The 18331-nt window shown below is 68.9% G+C and carries 15 protein-coding genes; 3 read left to right on the plus strand and 12 right to left on the minus strand.

Annotated elements, in window-relative coordinates; all coding sequences use genetic code 11:
• Positions 1–152: 152 nt before the first annotated feature.
• Both ADE01S_RS23895 and ADE01S_RS23900 read right to left on the minus strand, forming a co-directional pair.
• Complete coding sequence (locus tag ADE01S_RS23895; RefSeq protein WP_062684235.1) at positions 153–623, minus strand: tRNA (cytidine(34)-2'-O)-methyltransferase; 471 nt, start codon at positions 621–623, stop codon at positions 153–155.
• A gap of 117 nt (positions 624–740) precedes the next feature.
• The gene (locus ADE01S_RS23900) at positions 741–1439 is read right to left on the minus strand and encodes a ComF family protein (RefSeq protein ID WP_367305448.1); all 699 of its coding nucleotides are present in this window, start codon (positions 1437–1439) and stop codon (positions 741–743) included.
• 90 nt (positions 1440–1529) lie between these two features.
• On the opposite strand from ADE01S_RS23900, the gene ADE01S_RS23905 reads away from it, so the two are divergent.
• Positions 1530–2465, plus strand: a complete 936-nt coding sequence (locus ADE01S_RS23905) for a methyltransferase domain-containing protein (protein WP_062684237.1) — start codon at positions 1530–1532, stop codon at positions 2463–2465.
• 16 nt (positions 2466–2481) lie between these two features.
• On the opposite strand, the gene ADE01S_RS23910 is transcribed toward ADE01S_RS23905, so the two are convergent.
• The 7 genes from ADE01S_RS23910 to rsmB form a co-directional block, all read right to left on the minus strand.
• The gene (locus tag ADE01S_RS23910) at positions 2482–3726 is read right to left on the minus strand and encodes a YbdK family carboxylate-amine ligase (protein ID WP_062684238.1); all 1245 of its coding nucleotides are present in this window, start codon (positions 3724–3726) and stop codon (positions 2482–2484) included.
• Between the two features lie 354 nt (positions 3727–4080).
• A complete protein-coding gene (locus ADE01S_RS23915) occupies positions 4081–5550 on the minus strand; it encodes a TrkH family potassium uptake protein (protein ID WP_062684239.1) in 1470 nt (489 codons plus the stop codon).
• Positions 5551–5601: 51 nt separating this feature from the next.
• Complete coding sequence (gene trkA / locus ADE01S_RS23920; RefSeq protein WP_062684240.1) at positions 5602–6981, minus strand: Trk system potassium transporter TrkA; 1380 nt, start codon at positions 6979–6981, stop codon at positions 5602–5604.
• On the minus strand, positions 6978–7670 hold the full coding sequence (locus ADE01S_RS23925; protein WP_062684241.1) for a response regulator: 693 nt from the start codon (positions 7668–7670) through the stop codon (positions 6978–6980). Before ADE01S_RS23925 ends, trkA begins: the two co-directional genes overlap by 4 nt.
• 11 nt (positions 7671–7681) lie before the next feature.
• Entirely contained in the window at positions 7682–9997 is a 2316-nt protein-coding gene (locus tag ADE01S_RS23930; protein ID WP_062684242.1) for a sensor histidine kinase, read from the minus strand.
• Entirely contained in the window at positions 9994–10584 is a 591-nt protein-coding gene (locus ADE01S_RS23935; protein ID WP_082775885.1) for a DUF4390 domain-containing protein, read from the minus strand. The genes ADE01S_RS23930 and ADE01S_RS23935 overlap by 4 nt, the downstream gene beginning before the upstream one ends.
• A 39-nt stretch (positions 10585–10623) precedes the next feature.
• Complete coding sequence (gene rsmB / locus ADE01S_RS23940; RefSeq protein WP_062684243.1) at positions 10624–11961, minus strand: 16S rRNA (cytosine(967)-C(5))-methyltransferase RsmB; 1338 nt, start codon at positions 11959–11961, stop codon at positions 10624–10626.
• Between the two features lie 93 nt (positions 11962–12054).
• Here rsmB and ADE01S_RS23945 point away from each other — a divergent pair, with 93 nt between their 5' ends.
• Positions 12055–12687, plus strand: a complete 633-nt coding sequence (locus tag ADE01S_RS23945; protein ID WP_062684244.1) for a LysE family translocator — start codon at positions 12055–12057, stop codon at positions 12685–12687.
• A 28-nt stretch (positions 12688–12715) separates the two neighbouring features.
• Here the strand turns inward: ADE01S_RS23945 and ADE01S_RS23950 are convergent, their stop codons facing one another.
• Together ADE01S_RS23950 and ADE01S_RS23955 are read right to left on the minus strand one after the other, a co-directional pair.
• Positions 12716–14155, minus strand: coding sequence for an amidase (locus ADE01S_RS23950; protein WP_062684245.1), 1440 nt, complete (start codon positions 14153–14155; stop codon positions 12716–12718).
• A 19-nt stretch (positions 14156–14174) separates the two neighbouring features.
• The gene (locus ADE01S_RS23955) at positions 14175–15167 is read right to left on the minus strand and encodes a Bug family tripartite tricarboxylate transporter substrate binding protein (protein WP_232482074.1); all 993 of its coding nucleotides are present in this window, start codon (positions 15165–15167) and stop codon (positions 14175–14177) included.
• Positions 15168–15307: 140 nt separating this feature from the next.
• Here ADE01S_RS23955 and ADE01S_RS23960 point away from each other — a divergent pair, with 140 nt between their 5' ends.
• The gene (locus ADE01S_RS23960) at positions 15308–16297 is read left to right on the plus strand and encodes a LysR family transcriptional regulator (RefSeq protein WP_062684247.1); all 990 of its coding nucleotides are present in this window, start codon (positions 15308–15310) and stop codon (positions 16295–16297) included.
• On the opposite strand, the gene ADE01S_RS23965 is transcribed toward ADE01S_RS23960, so the two are convergent.
• The gene (locus ADE01S_RS23965; RefSeq protein ID WP_082775886.1) at positions 16243–18312 is read right to left on the minus strand and encodes a putative bifunctional diguanylate cyclase/phosphodiesterase; all 2070 of its coding nucleotides are present in this window, start codon (positions 18310–18312) and stop codon (positions 16243–16245) included. The two genes, ADE01S_RS23960 and ADE01S_RS23965, sit on opposite strands and share 55 nt — an antisense overlap.
• Between the last annotated feature and the right edge of the window lie 19 nt (positions 18313–18331).

Consider the following 18331-nt stretch of genomic DNA (forward strand, 5'->3'; position numbering starts at 1 on the left):
AGGCTAGAAATCAGCCGCCGAACGCGCGCAACCCATGCGGCCGCAATCGCGTGTTTTCCGGCCGATGCCGGGCACTATCTGCCCACGGCCGCATGGGTTTCGCGCGCTGGATACTTGAGTTCTTCCTTAAGAACTCTCGCGCTCCACCCATCCTACACGCCGCCCTCGTAGCCCTGCTGGCGCCAGGCCTCGAACACCGTGACCGCCACGGCGTTGGACAGGTTCAGGCTGCGCTGGCCGGCGCGCATCGGCAGCCGCACGCGCTGCTGGGGCGGGAACATCGCCTGGTGCTCCTCCGAGAGCCCGGCCGTTTCGCGGCCGAAGACGAACACGTCGCCCGGCTTGAAACCGATGTCCGCCACGCTGCGCTGCGCATGCGTGGTCAGCGCGTAGATGCTGGACGGCGCGGCCCCGGTATCGGCCAGGGCCTCCTGCAGCGTATCGTGCACCCGGACCGGCTGCCATTCGTGATAATCCAGCCCCGCTCGGCGCATGCGGGCATCATCCAGCTCGAAACCCAGCGGCCGCACCAGATGCAGCTGGGCCCCCGTATTGGCGCACAGGCGGATGGCGTTGCCGGTGTTGGGAGGGATCTCGGGGCAGACGAGGATGACGTGGAACATGGCGGATGGGACTCGGCAGACAGCTTGCGGCGCGAAAGGCCGTATGCCGGAATTGTCGCCGATTTGCCGGCGGGCCGGCTCACGGCGTGGGGGCCGGCTCACTGCGTGCGAGCCGGCTCACTGCGTGCGCGCCGCCACCAGCACCGTGACGCCCTCCGCCCCCGCGGCCAAGAGCGCGCCCGCGGCGGCATCGGCGGTGCTGCCCGTCGTCATGACATCGTCCACCACGGCCACGTGCCGGCCTTCAACTCCACCCGCGCAGGAATACACGCCCACCGCGCCGGCACGGCGGGCCTGCCGGCCCTGGCCGGTCTGGGGCGGCGCCTCGCGGCGCCTCAGCAATACGCCGCGCGCCAGGGGAAGCGCCAATTCCGCCGCCAGGCCGCGAGCGATCTCGGCGGCCGGGTTCATGCCGCGCCTGCGCAGCGAGGCGCGCCCCGCCGGCACGGGCAGCAGCAGCGTGCCGGCGGGCAGCGGGCCATCGCGAGCGAGGGCGGCGGCAATCAGCCGCGCAAGCACCGGCGCCACGCCGAGCCGCCGCTGGGCCTTCAGCATCAGGATCAGGGCATCGGCCGGCGGTTCGTAGTCGAATGCCGCCACCGTGCGCCCGAACAGGCGGGGCGTGCCGAGGCAGGCGGCGCAGCAGGGCGCGCCAGGCCGCAGCCTGAGCCCGCAGCGGCCGCAGCGCGGCGGCGCCGAGAGCAGGTCGGCCTCGCAGCCCGCGCAAAGCCGCGCTCCCCCCACCCGCGCGCCGCACAGGGGGCAGTCGCAGCCGACGCGGGCCAGCAGCAGCCGCCCCATGTTCCGTAGGGACAATCGGAGCCCGCGGCCGGGATGCGCAATAATGGATGCCATCCCTCATGAAACCATGATCCGCTCCGCCATCAAGGCGCGGGCGCGACCGAAATGTCCTTGCCAGAACCCGCAACGCTTCCTTCCCTGCCCATCGTCAGCGCCGACGTGCCCCGGCAGTTCGCCCGCCGCGGCGACCTGTCCGACGCCCAGTTCCTGTATGGGGAAATCGCTCGCCGCATGCTGGGCCGGCTGCAATACATCCGCATACACCCCCAGGCCATGCTGGATGCCGGCTGCGGCGCCGGCGACAACCTCGCGCTGCTGCGCGAACGCTATCCCGAAGCCGCCTATACCGGGCTGGACAATTGCGGCCCGCTGCTCGACCTGGCGCGCAAGCGCCACGCGCCCGGCGGCCTGTCCGCCTGGATCGGCAAGCTGGCGCGCCGGGGCCCGTCCGCCGCCGCCTTCGTGCAGGCCGACCTGGCAGACACCGGGCTGGCGCCGGAATCGCTGGAGCTGGTGTGGTCGAACCTGGCCATGCACTGGCACCGCGCCCCGCATGCCGTGCTGGCCGAATGGCGGCGCATCCTGAAGGTGGGCGGGCTGGCCATGTTCTCCTGCCTGGGGCCGGCCACGCTGCGCGAGCTGCGCCAGGCGCTGGCCGACGCGGGCCTGCGCACGGCCACGCCGTCCTTCGTGGACATGCACGACTTCGGCGACCTGCTGGTGGAAAACGGCTTTGCCGACCCCGTCATGGACCAGGAAATCCTGACCCTCACGTACCGCAGCCCCGAAAAGCTGCTGGAAGACGTGCGGGCGCTGGGCGGAAACCCCGCCGAGGGCCGCCGGGGCGGGCTGGTGGGCCGCGATTGGCGCGACCGCCTCTGCGCCGCGCTGGAAGCGCAGCGCCGGCCAGACGGGCTGATTGCCCTGAGCATCGAAGTGGCGTACGGCCATGCCTGGCGCGCCGCCGCGCACCGCACGACGGCGGGCGAAACCCGGCTGTCGGTCAGCGCGATCGGGGGCCGCCAGCGCGGCACCCCCTGAGGCGGGTTAACAGACCCTAGTGCAGGCGTTCGGGCAGGGGCACGCTGACCCCGGGTTCCGACGCGCGCAGCGGCTGCATGGGTTCGGAAGTGGCCCGGATGCGGCGGCGCAGGACCGCCGTGGGTTCGGCGGGCGCGGTTGCGCCGGCGGCCACGCCGCGCCAGGCGTTCGACATGGCTTCCACCAGCAGCGGCAGATCGCGCAGGCGATGGAACTGGCTGCGCAGCCAGCGCGAATCGTTGCCGCTGCGCATGGATTCGTCGCGCAGGGTGGCGATCATGTCGCCCGTGCCCAGTTCCTCGGCCACCGGCATCAAGCGCTGGAACAGCACGCGCAGGTGGTCCATCAGGCGCAGGCGCTGGCCGTCCGGCGTCACGTAGCTGCCCTGCAGGCCGAAGCGGCAGGCCTGGAAATGGTTGCTGCGGTAGGACAGCCAGGCGTTGTCGCAGGGATCGTCCTCGCGCATCAGCAGCACCGCCAGGGCCTGGGCGAAGGCCGCAATCTGGCAGGCCCGCTCGACCGTCAACGGCGTGTCGCAGACGCGGATTTCGACCGTGCCGAATTCCGGCTTGGGGCGGATGTCCCAGTACAGGTCCTTGATGCTCTCGGCCAGGCCATAGGCGCGCAGCTGGGCCAGATGGGCCTCGAACTGATACCAATCCTTCACTTCGGGCGGCATGTGGCCGGCCAGGGGGAAGCTGTTGACCGCGTTCAGGCGCGAGCACGAGAACAGCGTATCCACGCCCTCGCAATACGGCGAGGAGGCCGACAGCGCGATAAAGTGCGGCACATAGGGCGACAGCCGGCGCAGCAGCTTGATGGAATCGTCGCCGTTGCGCACGCCCAGGTGGATGTGCTGACCGAAGACAGTAAATTGACGCGCCAGGTAACCGTACATTTCGGCCAGGTACTGGAAACGCGGGGTGTCGGAGATGGAGCGCTCTTGCCAGCGCATGAAGGGGTGCGCGCCGCCGCCCGCGACCGAGACGCCGACGGCGTCCGCTGCTTCGACGAGCGCATCGCGCATCTCGCGCATTTCGGCCAGAAGGCCCATTGGGTGCTCGTGCACCGAGGAGTTCAGTTCGATCATCGACCGCGTGATTTCCGGTTTGACGCGGTCGGCGATGGGGTGGTTGGCCATTTGGGCCAGCAGCTCGTCAGAGGCTGCGGTCAGGTCAAAACTGCGGGGGTCGATCAGTTGCAGCTCGAGCTCGATGCCCAGGGTGTTGGGGGCCGACGAAATGAACGGGATCTGTTCCATCTCGGACTCCTTTGAATGTTTGATGAGGGGGTGCGCCGTTCGACCTTGAAGCCCGGCAACTTCCCGGGGGGCACTAGACGGCAACTTGTGCATGCATGATAGCCGCAACTTTGTGGCAAAACGATTGAGAATCGTGACATTTATGTGCAACATCGCGAAGCATTCGGTTTTCCCCTGCGAGACAAAGTGAGCGAGTGCTTACGACATAGAAATGGCGCGGCTCTCCGGCCCGCGAGGTCCGGATGGCGAGTCTGGAAGGGGCTTTCGGAGGGGGAAGGGATAACCCTAATCAGGGTTATTACGGACTAAATCCGGGCCAAAAAGGGGGCTGGACGGCCGCCGCCCCGGCAGCGCCTACTTGCGCCAGAAAATCGGGGTGAACAGCACCAGCACGGTCAAGAGCTCCAGGCGCCCGATCAGCATGGCGAAAGTACAGACCCAGATCTGGAAGTCCGACAGCACCGCGAAATTCCCCATCGGGCCGACCGGCCCCAGGCCGGGGCCGGTGTTGTTCACGCTGGCGAAAACGGCCGAGAAGGCGGTGATCGGGTCCAGGCCGGAGAGGAGCAGCAGGCTGGTGAAAACGGCGATGGAGAGGCCGTAGAACAGCATGAACGCCAGCACCGAGGACATGGTCCGGGCCTCGACCGCCCTGCCGTTGATCCGCACGGGGCTGACCGCATGCGGATGCAACATTGTTACAAGCTCGTTGCGCGCCTGTTTGACCAGCAGGATCGCCCGTATCATCTTGATGCCGCCGCCGGTCGACCCCGCCGAGGTCGCGAAGCCCGAGAGCAGCAGCATGGTCAGCGGCGCGAACAGGGGCCATTGCGCGAAATCGGTGTTGGCGTAGCCGGTCGTGGTCGCCATCGAGATCGTGTTGAACATCCCGTAGCGCAGCGCCTCCAGCGGTTCGGCGTAGACGCCTTTCAGGTAGAGGAACACGGAGATCACCAGCCCCACGCCCAGCACGACAACCAGGTAAGGGATGGCTTCGGGGCAGCGCAGGTAGGCCCGCGCGCTGCGCTGGCGGAAGGCGTTGAAATGGGTGGCGAAGTTGATCCCGGCGATCAGCATGAACACCATGGCCACCATTTCCACCGCCACCGAATCGAAGTGGGCGAAGCCGTCGTCCCAGGTGGAGAAGCCCCCCAGCCCCATCGTCGTGGCCATGTGGCACCAGGCCTCGAACCACGACAGGCCGACCGCCCGGTACGCCAGGAAGCACAGGATCGAGAAGACGAAATAGACCGCGTAGAGCGCCTTGGCGGTGCTGGCGATGCGCGGGGTCAGGCGCTCGTCCTTCATGGGGCCGGGCGTTTCCGCGCGCACGACCTGGTGGCCGCCGACCCCGAGCAGCGGCAGGATGGCCACGGCCAGGACCAGGATCCCCATGCCGCCGATCCAGATCAGCGTGGCCCGCCAGAGGTTGATGGAGGCCGGCAGGGTGTCCAGGTTGGTCAGGACCGTGGCGCCGGTGGTGGTCAGGCCCGACATGGCCTCGAAGTAGGCGCCGGTGAAAGACAGCGGCTGCCCGGCGCCATGGAAATAGAGCAAGAGCGGAATGGCCGCCAGCAGCGGCAGGCCCGCCCACACGGCCGAGACCAGCACGAAGCCGTCGCGCGCGCGCAGTTCGCAACGGGCGCGCCGCGTCAGCGCGGCCAGGCCGCCGCCGATGCCCACCGAGATCAGGAATCCGTTCAGGAAGGCTCCGCGCGCGGCGTCGCCGCCCACGTAGGCCACGCCCAGCGGGATCAGCATGGTGAGGGCGAACATCACCATCGTCAGGCCCAGGATGTAGAGGGTGCCCAGGACGCGCTTCATGGAGCTATCCGGCCGCGCGCGGCCCGCGGAGGATGAGGGAGGCGGCGCGCATCAGAAGAAGGACGCCGAGACTTGGAACAGCTTTTCCACGCGCGGCATCTGCCGGCGCGAGGGCACGAAGACGATGACGTGGTCGTCGGATTCGATCACGGTATCGGCGTCCGGCAGGATGATTTCGTCTTCGCGCACCAGCGCGCCGATGCTGGCGCCCTTGGGCAGGCTGATCTGCCCCACGGCGCGGCCGACCACCTTGGAATTGGAGCGGTCGCCGTGGGCGATGGCCTCCAGCGCCTCCGCCACGCCCTGGCGCAGACGGTGCACGGCGGCCACGTCGCCGCGGCGCACGTGGCGCAGCAGCTCGCTCATGGTGGCCTGGGACGGCGAAACCGCGATGTCGATGTGGCTGCCCTGCATCAGCTCGCCGTAGGCCTGGCGGTTGATCAGGGCGATCACCTTGCGGGCGCCCAGGCGCTTGGCCAGCAGCGAGGACATGATGTTGTCCTCATCGTCGCTGGTGAGCGCCAGCCAGGTGTCCATGTCCTCGATGTTCTCGCGCTCCAGCAGGGCCTCGTCGGTGCCGCTGCCGTGCAGGACCAGCACGCTGTCGGGCAGTTGCGTGGCCAGGTATTCGCAACGCTTCAGGTCGCGCTCGATGATGCGGACGCTGTATTTTTCCTCGGCCAGCTGGCGCGCGAGGCGCAGGCCGATATTGCCGCCGCCGGCGATCATCACCCGGCGCACGTCGCGCTCGGCCTCGCGCAGCTGCCGGACCGCCCGGCGCGCGTCGCGCGAGTCCACCACCAGGACCACCTCGTCGCCCGGGGCGATGACGGTGCCGCTGCCGGCGCGCAGCGGCCGTCCGCCGCGCAGCACGTCGATCACGCGGGCCTTCACGTCCGGCCAGACGTCGCGCAGCTTGTCCACGGGGGAATGCGCCATCGGGCTTCCATGGCCCACCCGCACGGTCACGACGCTGACGCGCCCTTCCGCGAACTCCACCACCTGCAAGGCCTCGGGGAATTCGATCAGGCTGTGCAGGTAAGTGGTGACGCTGCGCTCCGGACTGATCAGCGCGTCGATGCAGAAGCCCTCTTCGCTCATGAGCTCCGCGTGTTCGGCGAACTCGACCGAACGGATGCGGGCGATGCGGCGGGGGATATTGAACAGCTGGCGGGCGATCTTGCAGGCCACCATATTGGCGGTGTCGGAGGCCGCGCAGGCGATCAGGAGGTCGGTGTCGGCGGCGCCGGCAGCCTCCAGCACCGACACCTGCGCGCCGTCGCCATGGACGACGCGCAGGTCGAAATGCTCTTGCAGGTATTGAAGCTGGACGGGATCCGAATCGATGACCGTGATGTCGTTCTCTTCCGACACCAGGTTCTCCGCCACGCTGGTGCCTACGCGACCAGCGCCCATGATCAGGATCTTCATGTGCTCCGCTTGCGGGCGGACTCGATGCCCAATTGCTTGAGCTTGCGGTAGAGGTGGGTGCGCTCCAGGCCGGTGCGCTCCGAGACGCGGGTCATGCTGTGGCTTTCGCGGACCAGGTGGTATTCGAAATAGATGCGCTCGAACTCGTCGCGCGCTTCGCGCAGCGGCTGGTCCAGCGAAATGCTGCCCAGCTGGCCGTTGGAGGCGACCGGGATTTCGTTGGCGGGCGCGGCGGCCAGCGTGGGGGGATCGAGCTCGTCTTCCAGGGCCACCGCCGGGCTGGCGGCCGCCGGATGCGCGGCGGCGGGAGCCGGGTGCGGCGCGCGGCCGCGGGCCAGGCCGGCCGCGACGGTCTTCAGCAGACGCTGCAGGGTGATGGGCTTTTCGAGGAAATCCATGGCGCCGATGCGCGTGGCCTCGACCGCCGTGTCGATGGTGGCATGGCCGCTCATCATGATCACGGGCATGTCCAGCAGGCCTTGCGAGCCCCATTCCTTGAGCAGGCTCACGCCGTCGGTGTCGGGCATCCAGATGTCCAGCAACACCAGGTCAGGACGCATGCGCAATCGCGCGGCGCGCGCCTGCGCCGCGTTTTCAGCCAGCTCGACCGTGTGTCCTTCGTCGTAAAGGATCTCCGACAAAAGCTCGCGTATACCGACTTCGTCGTCAACCACCAGAATTCTGGCCATAAAGCATCCACCTATTGCGTAGCCGCATTATCCTTTTCTTGCGCGGTCGCGTCCATAGTATCGGCCTCGGAAGCCAGCCGGGTCAACAAGATGGAAATCCGCGCTCCTCCCTCCTTGCGGTTCGCAAGGTCGATACGTCCGCCGTGTTCTTCCACGATCTTGCGCACGATTGCCAATCCTAACCCAGTCCCGTGGGACTTGGTGGTGACGTACGGCTCGAACGCGCGCTGCATGACCTGGGGCGGGAAGCCCGGCCCGGTATCGGCCACCGTGAACCGGAGCGCCTTGTGGTCCGCGCCGTCGGGCTGTTCGCTGCGCATCAGCTGGGTCGTGACGCTCACCCGCCCCTGCCCGCCCTGCTCGGCGATCGCATCGCGGGCATTGGACAGCAGGTTGTGGATCACCTGGCGCAGCTGGGTGGGATCGCCTTCGATGGCCGGCAGGTCCGGCCCCAGCGACACGTCCAGGTTCAGGGCCTTGCCGCCATGCCGCGGCGAGCCGCCTTCGGGCTCCCAGCCGTACAGCGACAGCACGTCGGCCACCAGCGCGTTGAAATCGATCCGCTGCATCACGGCCGGCGGCGTGCGCGCGTATTCGCGGAAGTCGTCCACCATCTGCTTGAGCGAGGCCACCTGGTTGACGATGGTGTTGGTGGACCGCTCGACGATCTGGGCCTCGGCCGGCGGCAGCTTGCCCTCCAGCTTCATGGCCAGGCGCTCGGCCGACAGCTGGATCGGCGTCAGCGGGTTCTTGATCTCGTGCGCCAGGCGCCGGGCCACCTCGCCCCAGGCCACCGTCCGGTTGGCCGAGATCACTTCGGTAATGTCGTCGAACACCACCAGGTAGCCGTTGCCGCGGCCGTCCACCTTCAGGTGGGTGCCGCGCGCCAGCAGGGTCAGCGGCTGCGGCGCGACGGGCGCGCTGCCCTGCGAGGGGCTGATCTCGAACTGCTGCTGCCAGTGCTGGCGCTCGGATCCCACCGCCGCGTGGGCGGAAAACGCCTGCCTGACGATGTTGGCGAATTCCAGCATGCCGTCGGCCGTCTCCAGCGGGCGGCCGATGACCGAGCGCAGGTCCGCGCCCAGGATGGTCTGGGCGCCCTGGTTGACGGTGGTGACGCGGAACGACTCGTCGAACACCAGCACCCCGGAAGACAGGTTGGAGAGCACGCTTTCCAGATAGACATTGGAGCGCTCCAGCTGCTGGCGGTTGCTTTCGACCATGCGCCGCGCCTCGTCGAGCTGGCGCGTCATGGCGTTGAACGACCGCGTGAGCTGGCCCACTTCGTCGCGCTCGGGCGGCTCGGGCAGCGGCCGGTAGTCGCCCACGCCCACCGCCTGCGTGCCGCCCGCCAGGCTCAGCAAGGGGCGCACCAGGCGCTTGGACAGCGACAGCGCCACCGCGATGGCGCCGAACGCGGCCAGCAACAGCGCCAGGGTCAGGGTGATGCCGTACAGCTTGCGCAGGCCCAGCCGCGACAGCGCCAGTTCCTGGTAGTCGCGGAACCCCTGCTGCACCTGATTGGCGTTGTGCGCGATCTGCTCGGGCACGGGCTGCAGCAACTGCAGCCAGCGGGGCTCGGAAGCCGCGCCCAGCAGGTTGTCGTAGCGGTCCGGCCCGGCCAGCGGGATCACCACCCGCAGGTGCAGCCCGCCCTCGGCGCCGGGGGTGATGGGATCGTCGGCCTCGGCGGCCGAGTAGCCGCGCGCCAGCCTCAGCTGGTTCATCACCGTGGACGGCGGCATGGCAGGCAGCAACTGGCCGTACTGGCTGGTGGAGAAGGCCACCATGCGGCCGCTGCCGGTGAACACCATGGCTTCCTGGACGCCGTTGGCCTCGCGCAACCGCGTGAGGGTCAGCGCCACGCCGCTGTCGCTGTTGCGGTTCAGCTCGACGGCCATGGAGCGCGCGCGCGCGTCCAGGTCGGCCAGCAGGGAGTCCAGCGCGGCGCGGCCCAGGTTCAGGCCCGCCTCCAGCGCCGTGTCCACCCGCACGTTGAACCAGGATTCGATCGAGCGCGACATGAACTGCACCGACACGGTGTAGATCAGGGCGCCCGGCACCACGCCGATCAGCGCGAAGGCCAGCGAAAAGCGGGCCGTCAGCCGCGCGCCGAACTGGCGCCGGCGGATCTGCCTGGCCAGCCGCACGGTCAGCGCCACCACCCAGACGAAGAGCGCCAGCGCGAAAATGCCGTTCAGCACCAGCAAGGTGTCGTAATAGCGCGCGAAACGCGAGGCATTGCCGGTGGACCAGGCCAGGAGGCCCAGCAACGCCAGGCCGCTCACGGCGCCGATCATCAGGGCCAGCCGAAGCAAAAGCCTCATGAGGGGTCTTTCTCCTTGTCGCTCAGCACGAACGAGAAGTCGGTCCAGGGCGTGGCCTGCACCCACGAACTGCTGTTCAGGGCATTGACCTGGAAGGGTCGCGGCAGCATCGAGGTGTCCAGGCGCAGCCGCAGCTGGCCGCCATAGAGCACGTCCGCGTCGAACTCGGCGGCGTCCGCCACCGGCCAGTTGCGGACGTGGCGGACCACGCCCATGGCTTCGTCGAGCGATGCGACCGGGAAGGACAGCTCGCCCACGCCGGCGCGCCACTGCCGGGTCAGCGCGTTGTAGACGATGCGCCAGGTGCGGGAGGTGTCCACCAGGGACTTGTCGAACCACCACCAGCGTTCGCGCGTGATGGTGAGGTCGGCCGTGAAATATAACGGGACGCCGCGCTGGGCGGCGTCCCGCAATTGGTCGTTCAGTCCGAATTCGATATCCGCGTCGATCTCAAGCTTGCCGTCGCGGACCATCGGGCGCACCTGGGTGATCTTGGGCTCGGCTCCATGGGCTTCTCCGCCCGGCGCGAACGAAAGCAAGGCAGATACCAGCAACAACCCAAGAAATAAGCGCGAGATAATGGACATACGACACCGAGACTACGTCATGCCCCTATTCTTGGCGATTCAGGTCTGCTTGGCAAACAAGGCGTAGAAAAACCCGTCGTGCTGCGCCGCGGGTGTTGCATCGACCGCAACAGGCAGCAATTGTCCGGGTGCGTCCAGCCGGACCGCGTCCGCATGGCGCTGCATGAATTCCAGCGCCTGGCGCGTTCCCTCCAGCGGAAACACCGAACACGTTACATAGAGCAACCGGCCGCCGGGCGCCACGGTGCGCCACAGCGCGTCCAGGATGCGGGCCTGCAGCGTGGCCGTCCGGCGCACGTCGTTCTCGCGACGCAACCAGCGGATGTCGGGATGGCGGCGGACGATGCCCGAGGCCGTGCACGGCACGTCGGCCAGCACGGCGTCGAAGGGCTTGCCGTCCCACCAGCTGTCCAGGTCGGCGGCATCGGCCGCCTTCAGCCGCACATGGCTGCCGGCGAGACCCAGGCGGTCCAGGTTCTGTTGCACGCGGGCCAGGCGGCCGGCGTCGGCGTCCAGCGCCAGCAGCTCGATGTCGGCCAGTTCCAGCAGGTGCGCCGTCTTGCCGCCGGGCGCCGAGCACGCGTCCAGCACCCGCATGCCGCCGGCCGGCGCCAGCAGTTCGGCCGCCAGTTGGGCGCCGGCGTCCTGCACCGACCACCAGCCCTCGGCGAATCCCGGCAACTGCGCCACGGGCTTGGGCGTGGACAGCACTACGCCGGACTGGCCCACGGCCTCGGCCTCCAGCCCCGCCGCCTGGAAGGCGGCCAGCACCTGCTCGCGGCTGGCGCGCCGGCGGTTCACGCGCAGGGTCAGCGGCGCCGGCACGTTGGCGCTGGCGAGGATCTCGCGCCATTGCTGCGGATAGGCCACGGCCAGTTGCTTGACCCACCAGCCCGGATGGTTCCATTGGGCTTCCGGGCTGTCGGCCACCGCCGCCTGGAGCGTCGCGCGTTCCCGCAGGAAGCGGCGCAGGCAGGCGTTGAGCATGCCCTTGTAAGAGGCCAGGGCGCGCTGGCGGGAGGCCGCCGTCACGGCCTGGTCCACGACCGTGTGCGGCGCATAGACAGGCATGCCGGGCAAGGCCGCGGCGGCTTCGCCCTCTTCCTTCAGCAAGGTCAGGGACACCAGCAGCAGCGATTCGAAGAGCACGCTGGGATAGCGCTGCACCAGTTCGCGCCCCACGGCGTCGGCCCAGCCCAGGTAGCGCATGGCGTGGAACGACACGGCCTGGACGGCGGGCCGCAGGGAGGATTCCACGTCGGCGAGCGCGTCCGTCAGGGAACGGCCGTCCAGCACGCCCTCCACCACCTCCGCGCTGGAAAGCAGGACGGCGGAAAGCGGAGGAGCCAGAGGGGAAGAGTCGGAACGCGTGGACATGATGCGGATTCTGTGGATAAGACCGATATGGTAGCCGGACCTGGACGAATCGCGGCCGCGGCGGCAAACTGGCTCCCGTTCCGGAGCGCTTCCATGACCCTCGCCACCCTGCTGCTTTTCGTCCTGGCCTCGGCCGTCACCATCATCACCCCCGGCCCCACGGTGCTGCTCGCCATGAGCAACGGCTCGCGCCACGGCGTGCGGGCGGCCTGCTGGGGCATGGGCGGCGCGGTGCTGGCCGACCTGATCCTGATCGGCGCGGTGGCGTCGGGGCTGGGCGTGGTGCTGGCGGCGTCCGAAGTCGCCTTCCAGCTCATCAAATGGGTCGGCGCGGCCTACCTGGCCTATCTCGGCTGGAAAATGCTGCGCTCGGACGCGGCGCTCGTCATGCCGTCGGCCCAGCCGGACGGCGCGCGCCCCGGCGGCCTCGCGCTGGGCCTGCGCAGCTTCGCGGTGGCGCTCACCAACCCCAAGGCGCTGCTGTTCATGTCGGCCTTCCTGCCGCAGTTCATCAATCCGGCCGCGCCGCTGTTCGCGCAATATGCCGTCCTGGCCGGCGTCATGGCGCTCATGAACGTGATGGTGATGCTGGCCTACGCGGCGCTGGGCGCGCAGATGGTGCGCGCCTTTCGGGGCGCCGGCCTGCGCTGGCTCAACCGCGCTTGCGGCGGGCTGCTGATCGGGCTGGCGGGCACCCTGGCCCTGTACCGGCGCGGCGGGCCCTGAGGGCCTCGCGCAGCCGGCGCCGCCGCGCTCATGCCGGCAGGCGGTCCGGCACGGCCGGCAGCCGCGGCGCGGGGCCGGCGCGCTCGAACGCTTCGGCGGCCCACAGCAGGTCCGCGTCGGCATGGCAGCGGCCGACCAGCTGCAACCCGATGGGCAGGCCGTCCCGCCCCTGTCCGCAAGGCACGCTGATCGCCGGGTTGCCCGTCAGGTTGAACAGCATCGTCCAGGGATACCAGTGGGCCCGGATGTCCTCGCGCGCGCGGCCGTCGATGACGATGGCGTCGAAGATGTCGGTGCCCAGCGGCACGGCGGTGCGCGACATCGTGGGCATCGCCAGCATATCGGCCTGGCCGAACAGCGCCTGGACCTTGCGGAAGATGGCCGTGCGCGCAAACATGGCTTCCTGGTACTGCACCGCGCTGAACTGCGCGGCCGACTCGATCTGCCGGCGCAAGGACGCGCTGTAGGCCTCGGGCGCCTGCTCGATCAAAGGCAGATAGCGCGCGCGCCAGACGGTGTGATTGATCACGCGCCAGATCGGCTCCACGTCGAAGCCCGTTCCGTCGAAGGCTTCCAGCTCCGCGCCCAGGCCGGCAAGGCGTTCGAGCGCGGCCTCGAAGGCCTGCCGCACGTCGGGATCCACCGGCCGCCCGGGCGGCGCGACGCAATAGCGCACGCGCTTGCCGCGCAGGTCGCCCGGAGCCGCCACCGGCTGCGCGTAGCCGCCATCCGGTATGCCCAGGGACCAGGGATCGCAGGGATGCGGGCCGCTCATGGCGGCCATCATCAGGCGCGTGTCGGCAACGGTGCGCGTCGTGGGCGTGACGTAGGTCTGGTTGCCGATGGCGTCGAGCGCCTGGCTGTGGGGAATGGCCCCGATGCTTTGCTTGAATCCGACCACGCCGTTGCAGGCCGCCGGAATCCGGGTCGAGCCGCCCCCGTCCGTCGCCACGGCCAGGGCGGTGATCCCGGCCGCCGTCGCCGCCGCCGCACCGCCGCTCGACCCGCCGCACGTGCGTTCCAGGTTCCACGGATTGCGGGTATGGCCGAACAGCGGCGAATCCGTCATCGACTTGGCCCCGAATTCGGGCGTGGTGGTTTTCCCGATCAGGATCGCGCCCTGCGCGCGCAGCCGCGCCACGGCCAGGGCATCCTCGGCCGGCACGTTGTCGCGAAACGGCACCGCGCCGAAGGTGGTTCGCACGCCCTCGGTGTTGACCAGGTCCTTCACCGTGAACGGCAGGCCCGGCAAGAGGCCCGGGGAGTCGCCCCGCATCAGCGCGGCTTCGGCCGCCCGCGCTTCGTCGAGGGCCCGCTCCGGGCAGAGCGTGATGAAGCAGTTCAACACCGGCTGCAGGCGCTCCGCCCGGTCGAGGGCCGCGCGGACCAGCTCGACGGGCGACAGCGCCTTGTCGCGGATGAGGCGCGCCGCCTCGACGGCGCTCAATTGGCTGAGGGAATCGCTCATGCTTGTTCCATCCCCGGCATCATTCGTCGAAGACGATGCCCGCCGCCTTCACGATGGGCGCCCAATGCGCGCGCTCCGTTTCCATGCGCTGCCGGGCCTGCGCGCCGGAGCGCGGCTCGACCAGGAAGCCGCTGGCCTGCAGCTTCTCGACCAGCGCCGGATTCTTGCCCGCGGCCAGCAACGCCTGCTCCAGGCCGCTGACGGCCGCGTCCGGCGTGCCGGCCGGCGCGTAGATGCCGTACCAGCTGGAGGCATATTGGTATTGGGGATAGCCTTGTTCCAGCAGCGTCGGCACATCGGGCAGCATGGGCAGGCGCCGACTGCCGGCCACGCCCAGGAATTTCAGCTTTCCGCCGGAATACAGCGGCATCATGCTGGCCACGGCATCCCAGCCCATGGAAACCTCGCCGCTGACCACGTCGACCAGCATGGGCGCGGCGCCTCGATACACCACCGGCTCGACCTGCAGGCCGTTCTGCTTCGCCATTTCGATGGTGCCGAGCTGGCCGGGGCTGCCCAGCGTCGCCAATCCGAGATTCGCCTTGCCGCGCGCCTGTTTGGCCCACTGGACATAGCCCGGCATGTCGCCGTAGGGCTGGCTCGCGCCCGCCACCGCCGCCGTGGGCACGTCGGCCACCACGGCCACCGGACGCAGATCATGGTCCGGGTCGTATCCCAGTTTGCGGTAGGTGAGCGGAAAGATCACGAACATGGGCGAAGAACCCAGGTACAGCGTCAGGCCGTCCGCCTTGGCCCGCTTGACCGCATCGAAGCCCAGCCTCCCCGAGGCGCCCGGCCGGTTCTCGACGATCACGTTGGCGTAGCCCGCCGCCTGCAGCTGCTCGGCATACGCCCGGGCCACGGCATCTGCCGCCCCGCCGGCCGCATAGCCGACCACGAGCCTCACCACTTTGGCGTCGCCGCCCGCGGCCTGGGCGGAGGCCTCCAGCGGCATCGAGAAGGCCGTAGCGGCCGCAAGCAATAAGGCATGGAGTCGAAGTCGGGCGATCAAGGCGATTCTCCAGTCGGCAGGGAAAGTTGGAGGACGACGCGCCGCGCGGCTGCCGGCCAGGCCGCGGGGCTGTCATTCCGGCATCATCGGCCGAGCCGCACTTGCCGTATAGTGAATTTTTCTACCTGTCACTTGAGCAAATGGTTAACCGCAAATCCATCGAAATGCTGGCCGCCCGGATCAAGCTGCGGCATCTGCAGATCGCCCTGGCCCTGCGCGACGCGCCCACGGCCAAGGAGGTCGCCCGGCAGGCCAACGTCAGCGAATCCGCGGTCTCCAAGACCCTGGCGGAACTGGAAGAGCAGCTGGGCTTCAAGCTCTTCGAGCGCGCCGGCAACGCCAGGCGGCCGACGGCGATGGGCGCCCAGGTGCTGCCGGTCATGGAAGCGCTGGTGGCTCGGGCGCGTTCGATGGCCGAGATCATCGTCGACGTGCGCTCGGGCAACCAGGGCGGCCTGCGCATCGGCGTGGCGACGGACATGGGCAAGCTGAGCCTCGCTCCGCTCATCCATACCTTCAATGAGGCGCACCCCGGCATTGCGCTCGACGTGCAGACGGGCGGCTTCCGGGCGATGACCGAGCTGCTCCAGCAGGACGGGCTGGACGCGCTGGTCTGCTATGACGACCCCACGCTGGTCTCGCCGGAACTGGGGCGGCTGCGCCTGGCGCCGCCGCAGCCGCTGGCGGTCGTCGCCAACGCGCGGCTGTCGCCGCTGGCCTCGCGGCCGGCCCCGACACTGCGGGACCTGCACGGCCAGCCCTGGTGCAAACCCCGGCCAGACACCATGATGCATGCGAAATTGGCCGAGCTGTTCCTGCAGGCGGGGCTGGACCTGCCGCCACGCGGCATCCAGGTGAGCGATCTGCTGCTGACCGACGAATTCATCCGCGCCACCGACTACCTCGTCATGCTGCCGGTGGCCGCGGCCCGACGCTTGACCGCGGGCCAGGCCGCGGTGATCCTGCCCATCGACCTGCGCCTGCACAACCCGCCCACCCTCGTCGTCTGGCGGCGCGCGCACGAGTGGCGGCCGTCGCTCCTGCGGTTCCTGGACTTCTGCCGCCGTCGCGAGGGTCAGGCCGCGTTCCCCGCCTCGTCGCTCAGCGGCTCCGGCTTGCCGAACAAATAGCCCTGGAAGGCCTGGCACCCGTGCTCCTGCAGGAAATGGAACTGCTCCATCGAGTCCACCCCCTCGGCCACGACATGCAGCTCCAGGGCGCACGCCAGATCGAGAATGGTGCGCGCGATGGCCTTGCCCCGGGGGTGGGTCATCAGGTCCGTGACGAAAGCGCGGTCTATCTTGAGCTGGTCGAACGGCATGTCCTTCAGGCAGGCCAGCGATGAATAGCCAGTGCCGAAGTCATCCATCGAAAAGCGGATGCCGATCCGCTTGAGCTGGATCATGACTTCCACGAGTTGCTCGGGCCGGGTGTGGAACATGCTCTCGGTCAGTTCCAGGCGCAGCAGCTTCGGATCGATGCCGGAGGCTTCGACGTGGCGCCTGACCTTCGCCGGAAAACCGGGGTCGCGGATCTGCCGGGCGCTCACGTTGACCGAGAGGCTCCATTGCGCCGTCTCCGCCTCCCCGCTCCAGGCGCGCAGCTGCCGGCACGCCTGCCGGATCACCCATTCGCCGATTTCCACGATCAGGCCGGTCTGCTCGGCCAGGCCGATGAACTGATTGGGCATCACCACGCCCCGCTGCGGATGCAGCCAGCGGATCAGCGCTTCGTAGCCGATGACCCGGCGTCGGGCGTCGACCACCGGCTGGTAGTACAGGCGGAACTGTTCGCGCGCGATGGCCGCGCGCAGGTCCGCCAGGGTCGAGGCCCGCCGCAGGATGCTGTCGCGGAGGTCCAGGTCGAACAGGCTGGCCTGGTTCTTGCCTTGCACCTTCGAGCGGTACAGGGCCATATCGGCATGCTTGAGGATCTCGCCGTCGGACTCGGACTCGCCGTGGAACAGCACCACCCCGATGCTGGGCGACGAATGCACCTCGACCTGCTGGACGTCGTAGGGCCGGTTGAGCTCGCGCCGGATCCGCTCCGTCATCGCATGGGCTTTCTCGGCGGCGGCGACCTCGTCGCGCCCCAGGTCGCCCACGATGATCACGTATTCATCCCCACCCGCGCGGGCGACGGTATCGTCTTCCCGCATCAGCGCGCTCAGGCGTCCGCTCACCTGCTTGAGCAGCTCGTCGCCGCTCTCGTGCCCGAGCGTGTCGTTGACCTCCTTGAAGTTGTCCAGGTCCAGGAACATCAAGGCCCCGTATGCGCCGGACTCGGCGCAGACGCGCTTCATCTCGCGCAGGCGCCGCTTCATCAGGCTGCGGTTCGGCAGGCCCGTCAGGTCGTCGAAGAACGCGCGCCGCACGCTGTCTTCCTCCAGCAGCTTGCGCTGCGTGACGTCGACCCGCAAGGAGATGTACTGCACCGGCTTACCGGCGGCATCGAGAAAGGGCACGATGGTCGTCTGCACCCAGTACAGCGAGCCGTCCTTGGCCCGGTTGCAAATTTCGCCCGTCCAGATGTCTCCCGAGGAAATGACCCGCCACAAGTGCCGGAAGAATTCCGGCCCATGGGTGCGCGAATTGACGACGCGGTGCGTCTTCCCGATGAGCTCGCCGCGGTCGTACTGGGAGATCGAACAGAACTTGTCGTTTACCGAAGTGATCACGCCGCGCGCGTCGGTCACGGCCACGATGGCGTGCGCGTCCAGGGCGACCTTCAGGTCCGCCAGCGCGTTGACCGACGAATGCAGCTTCTGCCGCATGCGCGCGGATTCCGTGTGGTCGGACACGAGGATCAGCGCATCCCATTCCGCGCTGCCGGCGCCGCGGGCCTGCGGCAGGACCGTGGCCCGCTTGTGCGACACGGATCCGTCCGCGTTCGTCGTGGCGAAATCGCGCTGGGCCCGGTTGCCGCGCAGCGCGTCGGCAACCGCCGGCGCCAGCGCCTCCTGCCATTCGAGCGGCAGCGCATCCATGACCTGAACCCCCGTCAGCGCCTCGGGCGGCAGGCCGACCTCGTTGCCGAAGGGCAGGTTCGCATACTTGCATTGCAGGCGCGGATCGAGCCACGCCACCTGGATGGGCAGATGCTCCAGAATCGCCCACAAACGCACTTCCTGCTTCGAGTGGATCACGTCGCGGCGCTCCGGGCGT

The sequence above is a fragment of the Achromobacter denitrificans NBRC 15125 genome (assembly GCF_001571365.1).
Taxonomy (GTDB): Bacteria; Pseudomonadota; Gammaproteobacteria; order Burkholderiales; family Burkholderiaceae_B; genus Achromobacter; species Achromobacter denitrificans.

Coding starts and splice junctions, on each gene's coding strand:
- ADE01S_RS23895 (WP_062684235.1), bottom strand. CDS start 623: ATGTTCCACGTCATCCTCGTCTGCCCCGAGATCCCTCCCAACACCGGC.
- ADE01S_RS23905 (WP_062684237.1), top strand. CDS start 1,530: ATGTCCTTGCCAGAACCCGCAACGCTTCCTTCCCTGCCCATCGTCAGC.
- ADE01S_RS23910 (WP_062684238.1), bottom strand. CDS start 3,726: ATGGAACAGATCCCGTTCATTTCGTCGGCCCCCAACACCCTGGGCATC.
- ADE01S_RS23915 (WP_062684239.1), bottom strand. CDS start 5,550: ATGAAGCGCGTCCTGGGCACCCTCTACATCCTGGGCCTGACGATGGTG.
- trkA (WP_062684240.1), bottom strand. CDS start 6,981: ATGAAGATCCTGATCATGGGCGCTGGTCGCGTAGGCACCAGCGTGGCG.
- ADE01S_RS23925 (WP_062684241.1), bottom strand. CDS start 7,670: ATGGCCAGAATTCTGGTGGTTGACGACGAAGTCGGTATACGCGAGCTT.
- ADE01S_RS23930 (WP_062684242.1), bottom strand. CDS start 9,997: ATGAGGCTTTTGCTTCGGCTGGCCCTGATGATCGGCGCCGTGAGCGGC.
- ADE01S_RS23935 (WP_082775885.1), bottom strand. CDS start 10,584: ATGTCCATTATCTCGCGCTTATTTCTTGGGTTGTTGCTGGTATCTGCC.
- rsmB (WP_062684243.1), bottom strand. CDS start 11,961: ATGTCCACGCGTTCCGACTCTTCCCCTCTGGCTCCTCCGCTTTCCGCC.
- ADE01S_RS23945 (WP_062684244.1), top strand. CDS start 12,055: ATGACCCTCGCCACCCTGCTGCTTTTCGTCCTGGCCTCGGCCGTCACC.
- ADE01S_RS23950 (WP_062684245.1), bottom strand. CDS start 14,155: ATGAGCGATTCCCTCAGCCAATTGAGCGCCGTCGAGGCGGCGCGCCTC.
- ADE01S_RS23960 (WP_062684247.1), top strand. CDS start 15,308: ATGGTTAACCGCAAATCCATCGAAATGCTGGCCGCCCGGATCAAGCTG.